This is a genomic window from Priestia sp. RMT2NF4 (assembly GCF_047872835.1).
GTDB lineage: Bacteria > Bacillota > Bacilli > Bacillales > Bacillaceae_H > Priestia > Priestia zanthoxyli.
In genome coordinates this window covers 66,120-81,636 of record NZ_JBLQZO010000003.1, presented here as the reverse complement: position 1 = coordinate 81,636, position 15,517 = coordinate 66,120, and the positions used below count along the sequence as shown (strand labels likewise).

Here is a 15,517-nt window from a genome sequence, read left to right as displayed (position 1 = left end):
TTGACTCTCCTTTACATGTAAAATACTTATTCCGTTACAGACCATTTCTCCGGATCTACAACTACCGTTGATGGATCTAGAGTTACGTTTTTCACACGCTTATTCACAGCATAAATATTGATATTTTCCCATAAAGGAAGTGCTGGCAGCTGCTCGTTAAAGAATTTTTGCCATTTTACATATACATCTTTACGGTGTTTATCATCAAATGATTTTTCACTCAAACCGTCTTTAAGCATTTCATCAGATTCCTTATTTACCCAACGGCCATAGTTCCATTCAGCATTAGAGCTCCATAATCCTGTAGGATCTGGATCTGAACCAGTGTCCCAAGAACCGAAGAACGCTTCTAACGCCTTATCGTCGTTATCTTTCATTTCATTGTACAAGTTAAATTCAACAAGTGAACCCGTTGCTAATTTTGTTTTAATACCAATATCATTCCATGCTTGCATAATAGCCTTCGCACGACCCTCGAAGTTGGCTGGACCAGCATAGTGACCAAATGAGATCGTAAATGGTTTTCCGTTTGGATCTTCTACAAAACCGTCATTATTCTTATCTTTATAACCAGCTTCAGCTAACAATTTTTTAGCTTTTTCTGGACTATACTTGTACTTTGTTAAATCTTTTTGGTCAGCAGCAATCCAGAATACAGACGGAATAACTGTGTTAGAAACAACCGCTTTGTCGTTCATAAATGCTTTTACCATTGCTTTTCTATCTATTGCGTAAAGCAATGCTTGACGAAGTTTTAGATCTTTGAACTTATCATAATCATCTACGTTTTTACCAGCGTTTTTATCACGATGTCCAAATCGTAGACCAATATACGAATAACTAGTTGATTTCCCTTCCAAAAAGTCTAAGTTTTCTGCTTTTTCAACTTGCCCTAAATCAGCTGGGCGAACATCCATAATGTCGACATCGCCTTTTTTCAATGCTCCGGCGGAAACAGATGGATCCAGTACTTTTACAACAACGCCATCAAGATGAGGCTTACCTTTCCAATAGTCATCATTGCGTTCCATCTGAACATATTCACTTGCTACCACTTTTTTCACTTTAAATGGTCCAACACCAATAGGCTCTTTACGAACTTGTTTGGACTCTGCAAGATCTTTTACAGCAATTCCTTCATAGTACTTTTTCGGCATTGGATACGGCCATAGATTGTCTAAGTTATTTACACGAACTTCTTTAAACGTTACTTTAAATGTTTGCGGATCTACCACTTCAACTCCGGAAATAGAATCCGCTTTGCCGTCATGATATTCTTGAGCGCCTTTAATATGCTCAACGTTTACATAGCGTGGACCTGTATAGTCTTTATCAGCAATCGTTTCATACGTATATTTAAAATCATCTGCAGTTAATGGATCTCCGTTATGCCACTTAATCCCCTTTTTTAATTTAAACGTGTAAGTTAGTTTATCACCACTCACGTCCCAAGTAGCTAAGTCAGATTTAATTTTTAATTTCTTATCATAAGTAAAAAGACCTTCATTGATAAATTCTAAGATTTGGCTATCATATGCACTACCATACAATGCGTACTCAAAAAGCCCTTCCGGCGCTCCGTCAATCCCATACGTAATCGTTCCGCCATCTTTTGGCTTGTCTGTTTTTGCACCTTCAGTTTTTGCTTCTCCGCCTTCTTTATTACTAGAAGATGAAGAACTGCTTCCACCGCTGCATGCCGCTAGAAAAAGCGATAGCACAAGCAAAATGGAAACAAGTGATAAAAACGATTTCTTTTTCATCATGACGTTCCCCCTATTTAACTAATAATCTGTTCGTATGTAGCTTTTACGAGTTATATAAATGGCAAGCTACTTGATGGCCAGGTCTCACCTCCTTTAAGGCAGGTTTCGTTTGGCTGCACTCTGCCATGGCATGTATACAGCGAGGATGAAACGCACAGCCTTTTGGCGGATCAATTGGACTTGGCACATCTCCCTGTAAAATAATACGCTGTTTTTTCTTTCGTGGATCTGGTTCAGGTATAGCCGATACAAGCGCTTGCGTATAAGGGTGCAACGGCTCTGCGTATAGACTTTTCTTATCAGCAATTTCCACTAAATCGCCTAGGTACATAACACCGATACGGTCACTCATATGTTTAACAACACTCAAATCATGGGCAATAAATAAAAAGGTTAGGTCGAATTCTTGTTGAAGTTCTTTAAGAAGGTTTAAAACTTGTGATTGGACAGAAACGTCAAGTGCCGACACCGGTTCATCAGCAATAATAAGTTTTGGACGAAGTGCAAGTGCACGTGCAATTCCAATACGCTGACGCTGCCCACCGGAAAATTCGTGAGGATATTTATAGTATGCATCTTCCGGTAACCCTACTTTTGTAAGTAGATTCATAACTTCTGATTTTAATTGATTGGTTGATTTTCCTGTAAAATTCCGAATTGGTTCAGAAATAACATCTCCAACCATTTGCATTGGATTGAGGGAAGCATAGGGATCTTGAAAAACCATTTGGAAATCTTGTCTAATTTTACGGAGAGAAGTTCCTCTTGCTTCTGTGATATCTTTACCATCGAAAATAATTTTTCCGCTAGTTGGTTCCAACAGTCTTAGAATCGTCCTTCCTGCCGTGGATTTTCCACAGCCAGATTCTCCTACCAGACCGAGCGTTTCTCCTTTTCGAATCGCAAAAGAAATACCGTCAACTGCTTTTACATCACCAATTTTCTTTCGAAAAAATCCCCCGTGAATAGGATAGTAGGTTTTTAAATGCCGAACTTCTAGCAATACATCTTTCACCGCTTTAGTCATTAGCTTGTCTTCACTCCTTTTGACGGATAGCTGTTTTCATACAGCAGACACGCGACGTCATGCCCCTGTGAATCCTCGCGAAGAACAGGCGTAACAGAACTGCAGTCTTCCATTGCATGAGGACATCGGTTAACGAAACGACAGCCTGTCCGCGGCATGTTTACAAGAGAAGGCACAATTCCTTTGATTGTATTTAATACTTCTACATCATCTTCCATGCGTGGAATTGAGTGAAGAAGCGCTTTCGTGTACGGATGTTTTGGGGCATAAAATAACGTATCAACATCTGTATGCTCAACAATTTTCCCGCCATACATGACAATCACTTCATCACACATCTCAGCAACGACTCCTAAATCATGAGTAATCATAATAATAGACATATCATTGCTTTCTTGAATTTCTTTTAACAATTCTAAAATTTGAGCTTGAACCGTAACATCCAGGGCGGTTGTCGGCTCATCCGCAATTAAAAGTTTAGGCTGACAAGCTACCGCCATGGCAATCATGACGCGCTGCCTCATTCCTCCCGACAGCTGATGCGGATATTCATCGATGAGCTTTTCGGATCTCGAAATACCAACGCTTTTTAAAAGCGCAATGCTTTTTTCACGCGCTTCCGCTTTCGATATATTCATATGGTTAAACAATACTTCCTGCAGCTGATACCCAATGGTTAAAACAGGATTGAGAGATGTCATCGGTTCTTGGAAAATCATTGAGATGTCTTTTCCCCGAACATCATTCATCTCATCTTCTGATAAGTGCGTAAGATTCTTTCCGTTAAATACAACGCTTCCGCTTCTAATTTGACTATTTACTTTAGGTAATAGCCCAATAACGGATAAAGACAATACGCTTTTTCCACAGCCAGATTCTCCTACAACTCCTACAATTCGCTTTCGTCCGACTTGAAACGACACGTCGTCCACGGCATTATGCCAGGAATCATTAATGGAAAAAGCAGTTTGTAAATTTTTCACTTCTAGTAAAGGTGTTGATTCGACGGGCTTTTTATCCATTTATAGTGCACACCTCATTTTTCTAAAAATTGTTATATTTGAATAAGATATTATTACAATTTCATTACAAAATCAATATATTTTGAAAATTAATTATATTTTTTATTTTTAAAATAATGATTTTTGAATATCTCTTCAGCACTTTAACGCATAAACCTCCTAATTTTTTGTTGAAAACAGGATAAAATTTACTATTTTTTATTTTGGGTATATAGAACTTATTTTTTTACAGTTGGAACGCAGATTTTTTTAAGATAGTATTGGTACTAAAAGGAAGCAGCTGGGTAGTAGTTAAAGTGTGAGGCTTCATACATGAAGTAACAAGATGATAACCGATATTGTAGCCCATCATTTCTGGATACCAATTTTGGCCGAATAACAGTTGATCATATTTTTTTTCGTCAGCGCGCAGATTGTAATAAGGTTTAACATGCTTTTCCCACATTTTTTTAGCTTCTTCAATGGTATAATAATTTGTCCAAGGGGCTAAATATTTTTTACCACAATATTCCTCCACTGCTCTTTCAGCTAACCCTTCCATCATCATAGCGTCTAACAAAGTAATCGTTTCATCAGATTTGTTAATGGCTTTTAGCCTGCAAACGTGATGATATTCATGGGTAAGCACCGCTAACATTTCTTCATCGGATGTATGACTTGTCATAAACACAAATAATTTATCGGTAAAAGCGACACCTGCTCTTCCGTTAAATTCACGCTGCATTTTTCGATTTCGAGGATTGCTTGGAAGCACTAGCACCGCTACATCCGGCCCATTCCATGCTTTTTTAAGCTTTTCATAATGTGCTTTTACTTTCTTCCAAACCTGCCTTTTCTTCATTTCTTCTAATTCTTTTATAAACATTAAAGAAGGCGGACACATTCCATAGTTAAAAAGTAATTCCATATATTCTTTTTCTTTTAATTTCTTAAAATAGCGCGCAAGATAACGGCTTATTTCTTTCGGCTCCGTCCAAGTAGAAGTTGAAACAATCGGCATGTTTTCCCCTCTCTTTCTTCATCCTTTTGTTTCATGATATGTTCACAGCTACTTTTTTGGTTATTAAAAATAAAAAAAATTCTAGGCGTCAGCCTAGAATTTTTCATTATGCTTCGTACTTTTTAAAGATGATTGTTGCATTGTGACCGCCAAATCCAAGTGAGTTGCTTAGCACCGCTTTTACTTCTTGCTTACGCGCTTTGTTTGGAATGTAGTCTAAATCGCACTCTTCATCGGGTGTTTGATAGTTAATTGTTGGAGGAAGAATACCATCTTGAATTGCTTTCACACTAAAAATAGCTTCTACTCCACCAGCAGCTCCTAGCAAATGGCCAGTCATTGACTTTGTTGAACTAATTGCTACTTTTTGAGCGTGGTCACCAAATACTTCTTTAATAGCCATCGTTTCAAATTTATCGTTGTACCCTGTACTTGTACCGTGAGCATTGATGTAATCAATATCACTTGGCTGTAGACCTGCATCTTCAATCGCATGACGCATTGCACGAACGCCGCCTTCTCCTCCTGGAGCTGGCGCTGTGATATGATGAGCATCTCCTGTTGAACCATAGCCCACAATTTCAGCATAAATACGTGCGCCGCGTGCTAATGCATGTTCAAGCTCTTCAAGCACAATAACACCCGCACCTTCTCCCATAACGAAGCCGTCGCGGTCTTTATCAAACGGACGAGATGCTGTTGCAGGATCTGGATTTGTAGAAAGTGCTTTATTCGCACAGAAACCAGCAATAGATAAACGCGTGATTGGTGCTTCCGTACCGCCCGTCACCATCACGTCTGCATCTCCGCGTTGAATGACTTTAAATGCATCACCAATAGAGTTTGTACCTGTTGCACACGCCGTTACCGTACAAGAGTTCACGCCTTTCGCCCCTAAAGCAATAGAAACTTGTCCTGTTGCCATATCAGGAATCATCATCGGAATAAAGAATGGACTTACACGGCGGGCACCTTTTTCTAATAACGTTGAATATTGATTTTCAAACGTTTCCATACCGCCAATTCCAGATCCAATCCAAACCCCGACGTTTGGAGCAATCTCTTCCGTAATAGTCAAATTCGCATCTTTAACAGCCGCCAATGCAGCTACCATTGCATATTGAGTAAAGCGATCCATCTTACGAGCCTCTTTGCGGTCAATAAAATCTTCCACGTTAAAATCTTTTACTTCAGCCGCTACTTTAGCCGGAAATTCATCTGCATCTAGTCTTGTTAAAGGACCAACGCCAGACACGCCTGCTACTGCGTTTTCCCAAGCTGTTTCTACGTCATTTCCAATTGGTGTAAGCCCACCAAGTCCTGTTACAACTACACGTTTTTTATTCATCGTACATTCATCTCCTTCAGTTGCTTTAAAAATGTAGTGTTATTTTCCCCATCTAATGGCAATAGCTCCCCATGTTAAGCCGCCTCCGAAGCCAACCATTACAATTAAATCATCGTCTTGAATTTTCCCTGCTTCAAGCTCATGAACAATTGAAATTGGAATCGATGCTGCTGATGTATTGCCGTAGTATTGGATTGTTTTAGACATTTTTTCTTCAGGCAAGTCTAATCGCTGTCTTGCAGCTTCCATAATACGAATATTCGCTTGATGAGGTACAAGAAAATCAACATCCTCTTTTGTTAAACCTGCTTTTTCAATTACATTAACAGCAGATTCCCCCATTTGTCGAACAGCAAACTTAAATACTTCACGTCCGTTCATGACAATATGATCAAGCTCGTTTTGATACAAGTGCTTGCCTCCCGTACCGTCGGATCCTAGTTCAAAGGATAAAATACCTCGTCCTTCTGACACAGGTCCCATTACAACTGCACCTGCTCCGTCTCCGAATAAAACAGCCGTGTTACGGTCGTCCCAATCTGTAATCTTAGAAAGCTTTTCTACACCGACCACTAATATATGCTTGTAAGCATTAGTTTCAATAAATTGCTTAGCTGTAATCATGCCGTACATAAATCCTGCACATGCTGCACTCACATCGTAAGAAGCTGCTTTTTTTGCTCCCAATTTTTCTTGCAGCATACATGATACTGTAGGAAACGGTTGATCTGGCGTTACCGTAGCAACAATGATCATGTCAATATCTTCTGCCTCGACGTTAGCTTTATGTAAAGCTTCAACTGCTGCTTTATAAGCTAAATCAGATGTGTCCTCGTTATCGGCTGCAATTCGGCGCTCTTGAATACCTGTGCGCGTACGAATCCACTCATCTGATGTATCCATTACTTTTTCAAGATCTAAATTTGTTACAACTTTCTCTGGTACATAACGTCCAATTCCTAGAACACCAGCGTTCATATCAACCTCTCCTTTAAATAAAAGGCTTATATTCCTATAAAACCTATATCCGTCATTTCATTTATCGATTATATAATCAATTATTATGAGTTGGTACTAATTTTACTTCATTTTTTATTTTTTGTCTATATGGGTGTTCGTCCTACTCAGGTATCTATCATGCTACATATAGTAATCATACGGGTCCCTCTTACTCTAGTATGGGACATTAGGTAAGAACTTACCCACCATTAAAATAGTGAAAGGAATGAGTATCATGGCAAGAAGACAAAGAAATGAAGCTTTTTCTGATTTTATGTTTGGAGCTGGGCGCAGAAAATCAAGAGAAGAAAGAGAGCGAGAGGAGTGGGAAAGATTATTCAAACAAATCGATGAAATTGTACTCGCCGTCGAAGAACTAGCTCCTCTTCTTAAACAGTTTGCCCCTTTAGTCGATTTATTTTACAAACAAAAATAACAGCTCGGATTCTACCGAGCTGTTTTCTTTAGTTGTTTTCATTTTCAGCTAATGCATCTTGCTTGCCAAGCTCATAGGCGTCGTTCATTACTTTTGTCAGTAATGTCAATACCGGCTGTACGTGTTCCATTGATAACTCAACGCCTGTTTCATCTAAAATCTGCTTTGCTTCTGGCAAGTACTTCATTGCAATTTGCATGAATTGCATATTTTGCTCTTCCATAGTGAAATCTCCTTTATTAAAAACATTTATTCCTCCTTATATTAGCGAATCTATTCTATAAGTACAACTTTCTCCTTTAATGAAGAGGTAAAAAGAATGTTCTCATATGTTTTTTTTGCAGGTAAATGCCTTCTTTAGCCGTTACTTTGGAAGAAAAATGTAGCAGTTCTTTCGCTTTCCTGCTGATTTCATATTTTTCTTGAGCCGCTTCTTCCTTCACCTCCATATGAGTAATGTTTGCTCCAGCGCTCCAAGGCTGTAATTTTTCTTCAACTAAATGAACCACTTCATATGAATATGCACCAGTTGTACAGCGTCTGAGTGCACTGACGGCGTCTTCAATATAAATAATAAAATCCGTGCCTTCCATAATGGTAAAAGCTTCCTCGTACCCGGCAATATTTTTAGAATAGCACATTGACAAAGGCTGCCAAGGTCCGTAAAGAGTGGGCGTTCTGACAATCATAATGGGCCATCCATCATCTTTATATTTTTCTATCATTCGCTCAAAATGAACGTATAGCCTTCCTTCACTACTGTCCGGTTCTGGAATCGTTGTTTCTTCAATCTTTCGCTGCTGGTCTCCAAATACGCGCATGGTAGAAACAAACACAAATCGAATGTTGAATTGACGGCATTTATTAAGTGCTTGAATGAGTACTTGCTGCGCTTTTTGCATTTCTTGTCTTAAAAAATCAGGATGATAAAAATCTCCTCCATCGAAATACGTGAAGTAGACAATATCCGTTTCTGAGGTAATCATATCTAATGAATCGCCTACTTCAGTCGATACATAATTAGCGTTTCGCCCTAAGAAAAATTTCATCTCTTCCTGCAAATCATCTTCTTCTTTATGAGCAGAATGTGTATATCCTTTTACTTCTGTACCTTCGTCTAAAAAAGTCATACATAAATGAAAACCAATAAAGCGGTTTGCCCCTATTACTACTACATTTCCCATATCGCTTCCTCCAATTCTTCATTCATCATTTATTAAACAAAAGCTTAAAGCCCTATAGTTATAGAGAGTACTCATTCCTTATTTCAAAGTAGTTCATCCGTAAAAACATCATGAACTCTCTTTTTCCTTTTATCTCTTATACAAAAAGCCCCTATGATATGTATAATCATAGAAGCTTTGCTTATAACACTTTTTCATGCTGTTTATAAAATTGGAGAAGGGACCGTTCAAATAAATAGTTTTTTTCAGGCAAATAAAGTGAAAGCATAATCGGAGAGTGAAGTTCTTCACGATGTAGTTCATATTTTTTACTGTGTGCAATTGGATAATGAGTAGAGGCATTAGGCGCGGTCCATATCTTCACGGGCAGCGTTGATTTTAATTCCGTAACGGAAGGGTACTCCTTAATTAGCTTTGATACTTGCTTCCGCTCCACTTTATAAGCTTGAGTCAAGTCCTTCGTGAATTGTTTATAAAAGAATTTATTGTTTTTTTCATGTTCTGCATGCGTATGAAGATCAATACACGGATTTAGTAAACCAGCTGATCGAATGAACGTATTCCCGTCATTTTCCATTAGCTGCAGCGCTAACAGAGCCCCCATTCCTTCAGCTAAAATATGAATTCGTTTATTTAAAATTTCTTGTTTCATTACTAAATGATAAAGTTGTTTTGCAAGGTGATATGCTTCAGGAGACCCCCAATGCCGGCCATATAAATTGGAATAAAATACTGTGTATCCTTCATCTTGTAAACATTGCAACAGCTGTGACCTTCCGCCGTGCTGAATCCATAAGCTAGTTGAACTTTCAACAAAATGATCTTTATCACCCAATACTAACACACCGAAACCATTCGGTCGTTCAGGGACATGTACGACATTCCATTGCGTATCTAAGCTAAAAAAGCGTCGATGTATCATAGCTCTTCCTCCGTAACTTACTAGTTGTTCCATACAGTGTATGATAGAACCATAAAAAAGCGCACTAGAATAATGCCTATTTCTGACTTATTGCTCTTTTGTTTCTACATGGGAGCACGCCCCTTATTTATTCATAAAAAATTCAATTTCTTATTTGACTGCTATATGCTAAAATGAAATCAAACTGTACTGTAAACGAGGTGAATAGAATGCGTGTCGTAATGGCTTTTGTTTGGGGCTTTTTACTAATGAATATGGCAGTGTACGTAATCTCTGCAATGACGGGCGGTACTTACAGTTTCGCAACCGCTTCCATCCTTGGAGTAGTTTTCACGCTAGTTGTAATTTTGATTGGAGAACTGGGTGTACCGAATAAACCAGCAAATAATCAACACTAAAAAGTGTTGGCTGTAAAGCCAGCGCTTTTTTTATTTTTTGGTATAGGTTCTTCTCAGTACTTTCTTTCCTTACCTCGTATTCAAGACATAGGACTGAGAGTGCTTTTCTCTATCTATATATAGTCGGAATCATTGATTATCCCAAACTTTAACTATATAATTTTAGAATAATCAAACTATTAACTTTAGGAGTGAATACTGCTGTGACTAAAGAAAAAATTGGTTTTATCGGAACAGGCGTTATGGGTCAAAGCATGGCCGGGCATTTAATTGACGCAGGATATGAAGTCCTTGTTTATACACGAACAAAAACTCGTGCTCAAGCACTACTTGAAAAAGGGGCCAAATGGAAAGAAACCGTTCAAGAAGTGGCCGAACAATCTGATGTTATTATCACCATGGTAGGCTATCCTCACGATGTAAAAGAGATTTATTTAGGAAAAGACGGCATTATACATAATGCAAAGAAAGGCTGCTATACAATTGATATGACGACATCAAGCCCTATACTTGCTCGTGAGATTTATCAAGCAGCAAAAGAGAAGCACATTCATGCGCTTGACGCTCCTGTTTCAGGAGGAGATATTGGGGCTCAGAAAGCAACCTTAGCGATTATGGTAGGAGGCGATTCTGAAGCATTCTCTGCCGTTACGCCTATTCTTGAAAAAATGGGGACAAATATCGTTCTTCAAGGAAGCGCCGGTGCTGGTCAACATACAAAAATGTGCAATCAAATTGCTATTGCCTCTAATATGATGGGTGTCTGCGAAGCGATACTTTATGCTGAAAAAGCCGGATTAGATCCGAATACCGTTCTAAAAAGTATTGAAACAGGCGCAGCGGGAAGCTGGTCGTTAAGCAATTTAGCTCCTCGCATGATTAAAGGAGACTTCGAACCAGGCTTTTATATTAAACACTTCATTAAAGATATGAAGATTGCCATTGAATCAGCTGAAGAAATGGAGCTGTATACACCCGGGCTAAAATTAGCAAAATCGCTTTATGAACAGCTCGAAAAACAAGGCCAGGATAATAAAGGAACACAGGCTCTGTATACCCTTTTAAAACAGCATGCCCTAACTGTATAAAGACAGGCAGCTCATTACGAGCTGCCTGTTTTTATTAATGATTTACGCTTCATTTAACGAATTCATAAAACGACTGAATGCGAGCTGCCCTTCAGCAGTTTGTTTAAACACACCTGCATGCTCTAAAATAGTCGCAAAGATCAAACCGAGCTCTTGTTGAAGAATGCTTTGGACATTTTCCACTTCAATATGCGGATATTTTTTCTTGATGTGTTCAGCCCACTTCACGTGTTTTTTCACTTGATCATGCCTGCTGGCTACTTCACTCAGGTTATTCTGAACTAACCCTTTGGCCACTAGACTCATTTCGTCTTTCAAACGACCGGGTAAAACCGCAAGCCCCATTACTTCAATTAAACCTATGTTCTCTTTTTTGATATGATGAACTTCTGCATGCGGATGATAAATGCCATCTGGATGCTTGCTGTTTGTTCGATTGTTTCGCAGTACTAAATCTAATTCGTACAAATCCCCTCTTTTCCTAGCAATAGGCGTGACCGTATTGTGAGGAGTTTGATCTGTAAAAGCTAAAATACCAGCACTTTGATCACTATATGATTTCCATTTCTTCAAAATGAAATCCGCTGCTTCCACTAATGGTGCAAGGTGCGAACTTTGAAGACGAACGACCGACATTGGCCAATGAACAATTCCAGCTTTCACGTTTGGATGCGCTTCAAGAGAGAACGATTTATTTATTCTTGCTTTAGCCATAGGAAACTCATGATAGCCTCCTTGAAAGTGATCATGCGTTAAAATAGATCCTCCTACGATGGGTAAATCTGCATTTGACCCTAAAAAATAATGTGGGAATTGTTCAACGAAGGCAAGCAGCCGCTTAAACGTTTGCTTTGAAATATGCATAGGTGTATGCTCACTCGCAAAAACAATGGCATGTTCATTATAATAAACGTAAGGTGAAAACTGCATGTACCACAGCTCTTCCTGCAATTCCACAGGGATAATCCGGTGATTTTGGCGAGCTGGGTGGTTAATGCGGCCTGCATAGCCAGCATTTTCTTTACAGAGCAGGCATAGCGGGTAGTTGCTTTCTTTCAGTGATTTGCTTGCTGCAATTGCTTTTGGATCTTTTTCCGGCTTAGATAAGTTGATAGTAATTTCAAGTTCTCCAAAGTCAGTGTTTGTTACCCATCTTTCGTTTTTAGCAATTCGATCTCTGCGAATATAGTGAATGTCTTTTGACAGCTTATAATAATAGCTTGTGGCTTTTTGAGGGTTTTGCTGATAGTGATCGTAAAAGGTTCGATTAACCTCTGAAGGCATGCTTGCAAAGCATCCCATTATTTTGGTATCGAATAAATCTCTATATGTGATAGAATTATCGGCGATTCGATTGTTTTCGGCAGCCCAATCAAGCATGTTATCTAAAATAGCAGCTGGATGTTCCAAACGTTCTTCTTTAACTTCTACCGTAATACATTCGTCGAGTTCTAACACTTCCAGCAGTTTATTTCTCACCACATCTATATCCCATTTTGTTACTAGATTCTTTTGTAAACCATATTGAATAAGTCGGGTGATTTCTTCATGAATGTTGACTGACATACACTCGTTCCTTTCTCTATCTGTTTTCTCTTATACTGCTTCTAATGTGAGTTCACGCGCTCCTTCTCCAACCGTAACCACATAAAATTCAGCTTCTAAACTCGTTTGCTTATAATAAGCGTCTTTTACTTCCTCAATAAATCTATCAACCTGTGCTTTTTTTACGATACTGATTGTACAGCCGCCAAAGCCTGCACCCGTCATGCGTGATCCAATCACACCTTCTTGCAACCAGGCTGCTTCTACAAGAGCATCTAATTCTTTTCCACTTACTTCATAGTCATCTCGCAGCGAACAGTGCGACTCATTCATCAATTGACCAAATCCTTTTAAATCGCCGTTTTGCAATTTAGCAACCGCTTCTTTTGTGCGTTCATTTTCATATACCGCATGTTTAGCGCGCTTACAATCTACTTCGTTTTGTATTAAAGATTTGTGCTTTTCAAATTGTTCTTTCGTTAAATCACCAAGCGAATCAATGGAAAGTGAAGTTTGCAAATCTGATAGTGCTCTTTCACACTCCATACGGCGCTCATTATATTTTGAATCTGCCAGCCCTCTTCGCTTATTTGTGTTAGAAATAACGAGCACAGCATCTGTTAACTGCAGCGGGCTATACTGGTATTCAAGAGTCTGGCAGTTTAACAATACGGCTTGATTTTCTTTTCCCATTCCAATTGCAAACTGATCCATAATCCCGCAGCTTACGCCGATAAATTCATTTTCAGCTTGCTGCGCCATTTTTACAAGGTCCATCATATCAATATTCAATTCAAGAATTTTATTTAAAAGTACGCATGTGACTAACTCAATTGATGCCGACGATGAAAGCCCTGCTCCGTTAGGAATGTTGCCGAAAAACAAGATATCAAAACCAAAAGGAAGATCATATCCGTGCTTTTTAAAGGTGTCCATTACTCCTTTTGGATAATTAGCCCAATCATCCTCGGTTTTGTACGTTAATTGCTCTAAAGAGGATTCAATAACGCCTGCTTCAGAGAAGTTTTTAGAGTACATACGTATTTTTCGATCATGACGTTTTTGTACTACCGCATACGTTCCTATACTCAATGAACAAGGAAAAACATGCCCTCCATTATAATCAGTATGTTCTCCAATTAAATTGACACGCCCTGGTGCAAAAAAGCAGCGAATAGCTTCTGACGAATGAAATATTTGTTTGAACTCTTCGATTAATTTTTCCAGCATTTATTATCACCTATTTTAAGTAGTTTTTTGGAAACGGATTCATATGTACATTGTAAAGTCCAATTTTCCTTGCCTCAATGGTAAAATTCCTATCGATAATCGGTACTTTTTTGCTTATCACTTTAAAAATGATTCTTTTAAATTGATGATGAACTGCTCTTGCGCCAAAAAGGTGTTATCTTCATGGGAGCCTTGACTTGCAAATTATAAGAAAATAATAGATTTAGAGACATTCACTAAAAATAATCATGATATTTTCAAAAAATTATAGAAAAATGAAAGCGATTACGTTAAAGTAAGAATTAAGTACTACTTTATTTCAAAAAGAAGGTGAAAATTTGCTCTCACATTTCCAAGCTCAAGAATATTCAACGTACGCATACAGGTTTTTAGAATCCCGCACAAACGAAGTTGCGCAGCTCTGGTCGGTTGGATGGGATGAAGTTTTCTCGCCCCTTTATAACTGGAGCGGAAATCAGCGAAAAGATGTAGGAAAATATATTTTTCAATACACGGTTTCTGGGTACGGGATGATTGAAATAGATGGACAAGAATATAAAGTGGATGCTGGAAAAGCATTCATCGTCAATATACCTGGAAATTATCGCTATTACTTACCAAAGGAAAGTGAAAACTGGGAGTTTATTTTTCTTACATTATACGGAGATGAAGTACAAAAATGCTGGGATTATATTCAGTCAACCCACTCCCCTGTAATTCGATTTCACCCTGAATCAGCACCTGTTCAGCTGCTTGCTCAGATATATAAGAGGGCAAGTGAAAAACATATAGCAGATCCATTTCATGCCTCAAGCTTATCTTACCGCTTTGTAATGGAGCTGTATCAATATATTAAAAGCATGGACAGTTTTACAGAGGATTGGCCTGAAAGTATCATTAGCTCTATTTTATTTGCCCGCAATCATTATCATGAAGAAATCGGTCCGGATGAAATGGCAGATGCAGCTCATTTATCTCGCTATCATTTTAGCCGGTTATTCAAACAAACAACAGGGATTACGCCGATTCAATATTTAACGAAGCTTCGCATTCAAAAAGCGGCCGAGCTATTGCATCAAACCAAGTATTCAATCGAAGAAATTGCTGAAAACGTCGGCTATGCAAATGCCAATTATTTAACAAAAGTATTTCGCAAAACAACCAATATGACACCCGGGCAGTATCGAAAAAGTGATGCATCCATTGATGAACACTTTGCATTACCAAAATAAAAACGACTTCCATAAAAGGAAGTCGTTTTTATTTTTTATCGGGAATTTCTACTACCACAGAACCTTTTTCGTAAATAAAAGTCAATTTTTTACCCGGGATAATCATATTTTCTAAAATATCTCGTGCAGCTTGAAGTGCAAACTCTGTCCGTTCTGCCTTTTCCTGCACTTCTTCATTTTCAGCTTGAAGATCATTTTTATCCAGCGCTCTTATTTTAGTTAATGCCTGATCTATAAAATCGTATGCTTCGTCATATATAAGCTCTATACGGTCCTTCATGTGCTCATTCATGCTCCTTTGCCCATTTTGTATTATCATA

16 protein-coding genes are annotated in these 15,517 nt (G+C 38.5%); 4 read left to right on the top strand and 12 right to left on the bottom strand.

The window, feature by feature from the left end:
• Nucleotides 1-26: 26 nt before the first annotated feature.
• The 6 genes from opp4A to ACMX9J_RS13920 all read right to left on the bottom strand — a co-directional run bounded on the left by opp4A (nt 27) and on the right by ACMX9J_RS13920 (nt 7,141).
• Nucleotides 27-1,766: an oligopeptide ABC transporter substrate-binding protein gene (opp4A, locus tag ACMX9J_RS13945; RefSeq protein ID WP_034267675.1), complete on the bottom strand. Its 1,740-nt coding sequence runs from the start codon at nt 1,764-1,766 to the stop codon at nt 27-29.
• 43 nt (nt 1,767-1,809) lie between these two features.
• Nucleotides 1,810-2,793, bottom strand: a complete 984-nt coding sequence (locus tag ACMX9J_RS13940) for an ABC transporter ATP-binding protein (RefSeq protein ID WP_416225862.1) — start codon at nt 2,791-2,793, stop codon at nt 1,810-1,812.
• The gene (locus tag ACMX9J_RS13935; RefSeq protein WP_028412372.1) at nt 2,793-3,815 is read right to left on the bottom strand and encodes an ABC transporter ATP-binding protein; all 1,023 of its coding nucleotides are present in this window, start codon (nt 3,813-3,815) and stop codon (nt 2,793-2,795) included. Before ACMX9J_RS13935 ends, ACMX9J_RS13940 begins: the two co-directional genes overlap by 1 nt.
• 226 nt (nt 3,816-4,041) lie before the next feature.
• On the bottom strand, nt 4,042-4,815 hold the full coding sequence (locus ACMX9J_RS13930) for a DUF2268 domain-containing protein (protein ID WP_415761289.1): 774 nt from the start codon (nt 4,813-4,815) through the stop codon (nt 4,042-4,044).
• Between the two features lie 106 nt (nt 4,816-4,921).
• Complete coding sequence (gene fabF, locus ACMX9J_RS13925) at nt 4,922-6,163, bottom strand: beta-ketoacyl-ACP synthase II (RefSeq protein ID WP_034267679.1); 1,242 nt, start codon at nt 6,161-6,163, stop codon at nt 4,922-4,924.
• Nucleotides 6,164-6,202: 39 nt separating this feature from the next.
• Nucleotides 6,203-7,141: a beta-ketoacyl-ACP synthase III gene (locus ACMX9J_RS13920; RefSeq protein ID WP_013081747.1), complete on the bottom strand. Its 939-nt coding sequence runs from the start codon at nt 7,139-7,141 to the stop codon at nt 6,203-6,205.
• A 256-nt stretch (nt 7,142-7,397) separates the two neighbouring features.
• Here ACMX9J_RS13920 and ACMX9J_RS13915 point away from each other — a divergent pair, with 256 nt between their 5' ends.
• Nucleotides 7,398-7,598 carry a hypothetical protein gene (locus tag ACMX9J_RS13915; protein ID WP_028412375.1) on the top strand — a complete coding sequence of 67 codons (201 nt, stop codon included), beginning with the start codon at nt 7,398-7,400 and terminating at the stop codon, nt 7,596-7,598.
• A 28-nt stretch (nt 7,599-7,626) separates the two neighbouring features.
• Here ACMX9J_RS13915 and ACMX9J_RS13910 read toward each other — a convergent pair whose 3' ends face one another.
• The 3 genes from ACMX9J_RS13910 to ACMX9J_RS13900 form a co-directional block, all read right to left on the bottom strand.
• A complete protein-coding gene (locus ACMX9J_RS13910) occupies nt 7,627-7,821 on the bottom strand; it encodes a ComZ family protein (protein WP_013081746.1) in 195 nt (64 codons plus the stop codon).
• Between the two features lie 76 nt (nt 7,822-7,897).
• Nucleotides 7,898-8,782 (bottom strand): NAD-dependent epimerase/dehydratase family protein, encoded by an 885-nt coding sequence (locus tag ACMX9J_RS13905; protein WP_416225861.1) that lies wholly within the window; start codon nt 8,780-8,782, stop codon nt 7,898-7,900.
• 181 nt (nt 8,783-8,963) lie between these two features.
• On the bottom strand, nt 8,964-9,704 hold the full coding sequence (locus ACMX9J_RS13900) for a hypothetical protein (RefSeq protein WP_013055401.1): 741 nt from the start codon (nt 9,702-9,704) through the stop codon (nt 8,964-8,966).
• Nucleotides 9,705-9,913: 209 nt separating this feature from the next.
• On the opposite strand from ACMX9J_RS13900, the gene ACMX9J_RS13895 reads away from it, so the two are divergent.
• Entirely contained in the window at nt 9,914-10,102 is a 189-nt protein-coding gene (locus tag ACMX9J_RS13895; RefSeq protein ID WP_028412377.1) for a YjzD family protein, read from the top strand.
• A 203-nt stretch (nt 10,103-10,305) separates the two neighbouring features.
• Nucleotides 10,306-11,190 (top strand): NAD(P)-dependent oxidoreductase, encoded by an 885-nt coding sequence (locus tag ACMX9J_RS13890; protein ID WP_033578041.1) that lies wholly within the window; start codon nt 10,306-10,308, stop codon nt 11,188-11,190.
• A 42-nt stretch (nt 11,191-11,232) separates the two neighbouring features.
• On the opposite strand, the gene galT is transcribed toward ACMX9J_RS13890, so the two are convergent.
• Both galT and ACMX9J_RS13880 read right to left on the bottom strand, forming a co-directional pair.
• Complete coding sequence (gene galT / locus ACMX9J_RS13885) at nt 11,233-12,756, bottom strand: UDP-glucose--hexose-1-phosphate uridylyltransferase (RefSeq protein ID WP_028412379.1); 1,524 nt, start codon at nt 12,754-12,756, stop codon at nt 11,233-11,235.
• Between the two features lie 30 nt (nt 12,757-12,786).
• Nucleotides 12,787-13,965: a galactokinase gene (locus ACMX9J_RS13880; RefSeq protein ID WP_033578039.1), complete on the bottom strand. Its 1,179-nt coding sequence runs from the start codon at nt 13,963-13,965 to the stop codon at nt 12,787-12,789.
• 338 nt (nt 13,966-14,303) lie between these two features.
• Between ACMX9J_RS13880 and ACMX9J_RS13875 the strand changes: the two genes are divergently transcribed.
• Complete coding sequence (locus tag ACMX9J_RS13875) at nt 14,304-15,197, top strand: helix-turn-helix domain-containing protein (protein WP_013081740.1); 894 nt, start codon at nt 14,304-14,306, stop codon at nt 15,195-15,197.
• Between the two features lie 28 nt (nt 15,198-15,225).
• Here ACMX9J_RS13875 and ACMX9J_RS13870 read toward each other — a convergent pair whose 3' ends face one another.
• Nucleotides 15,226-15,477, bottom strand: coding sequence for a hypothetical protein (locus tag ACMX9J_RS13870; protein WP_014461601.1), 252 nt, complete (start codon nt 15,475-15,477; stop codon nt 15,226-15,228).
• Nucleotides 15,478-15,517 lie beyond the last annotated feature (40 nt).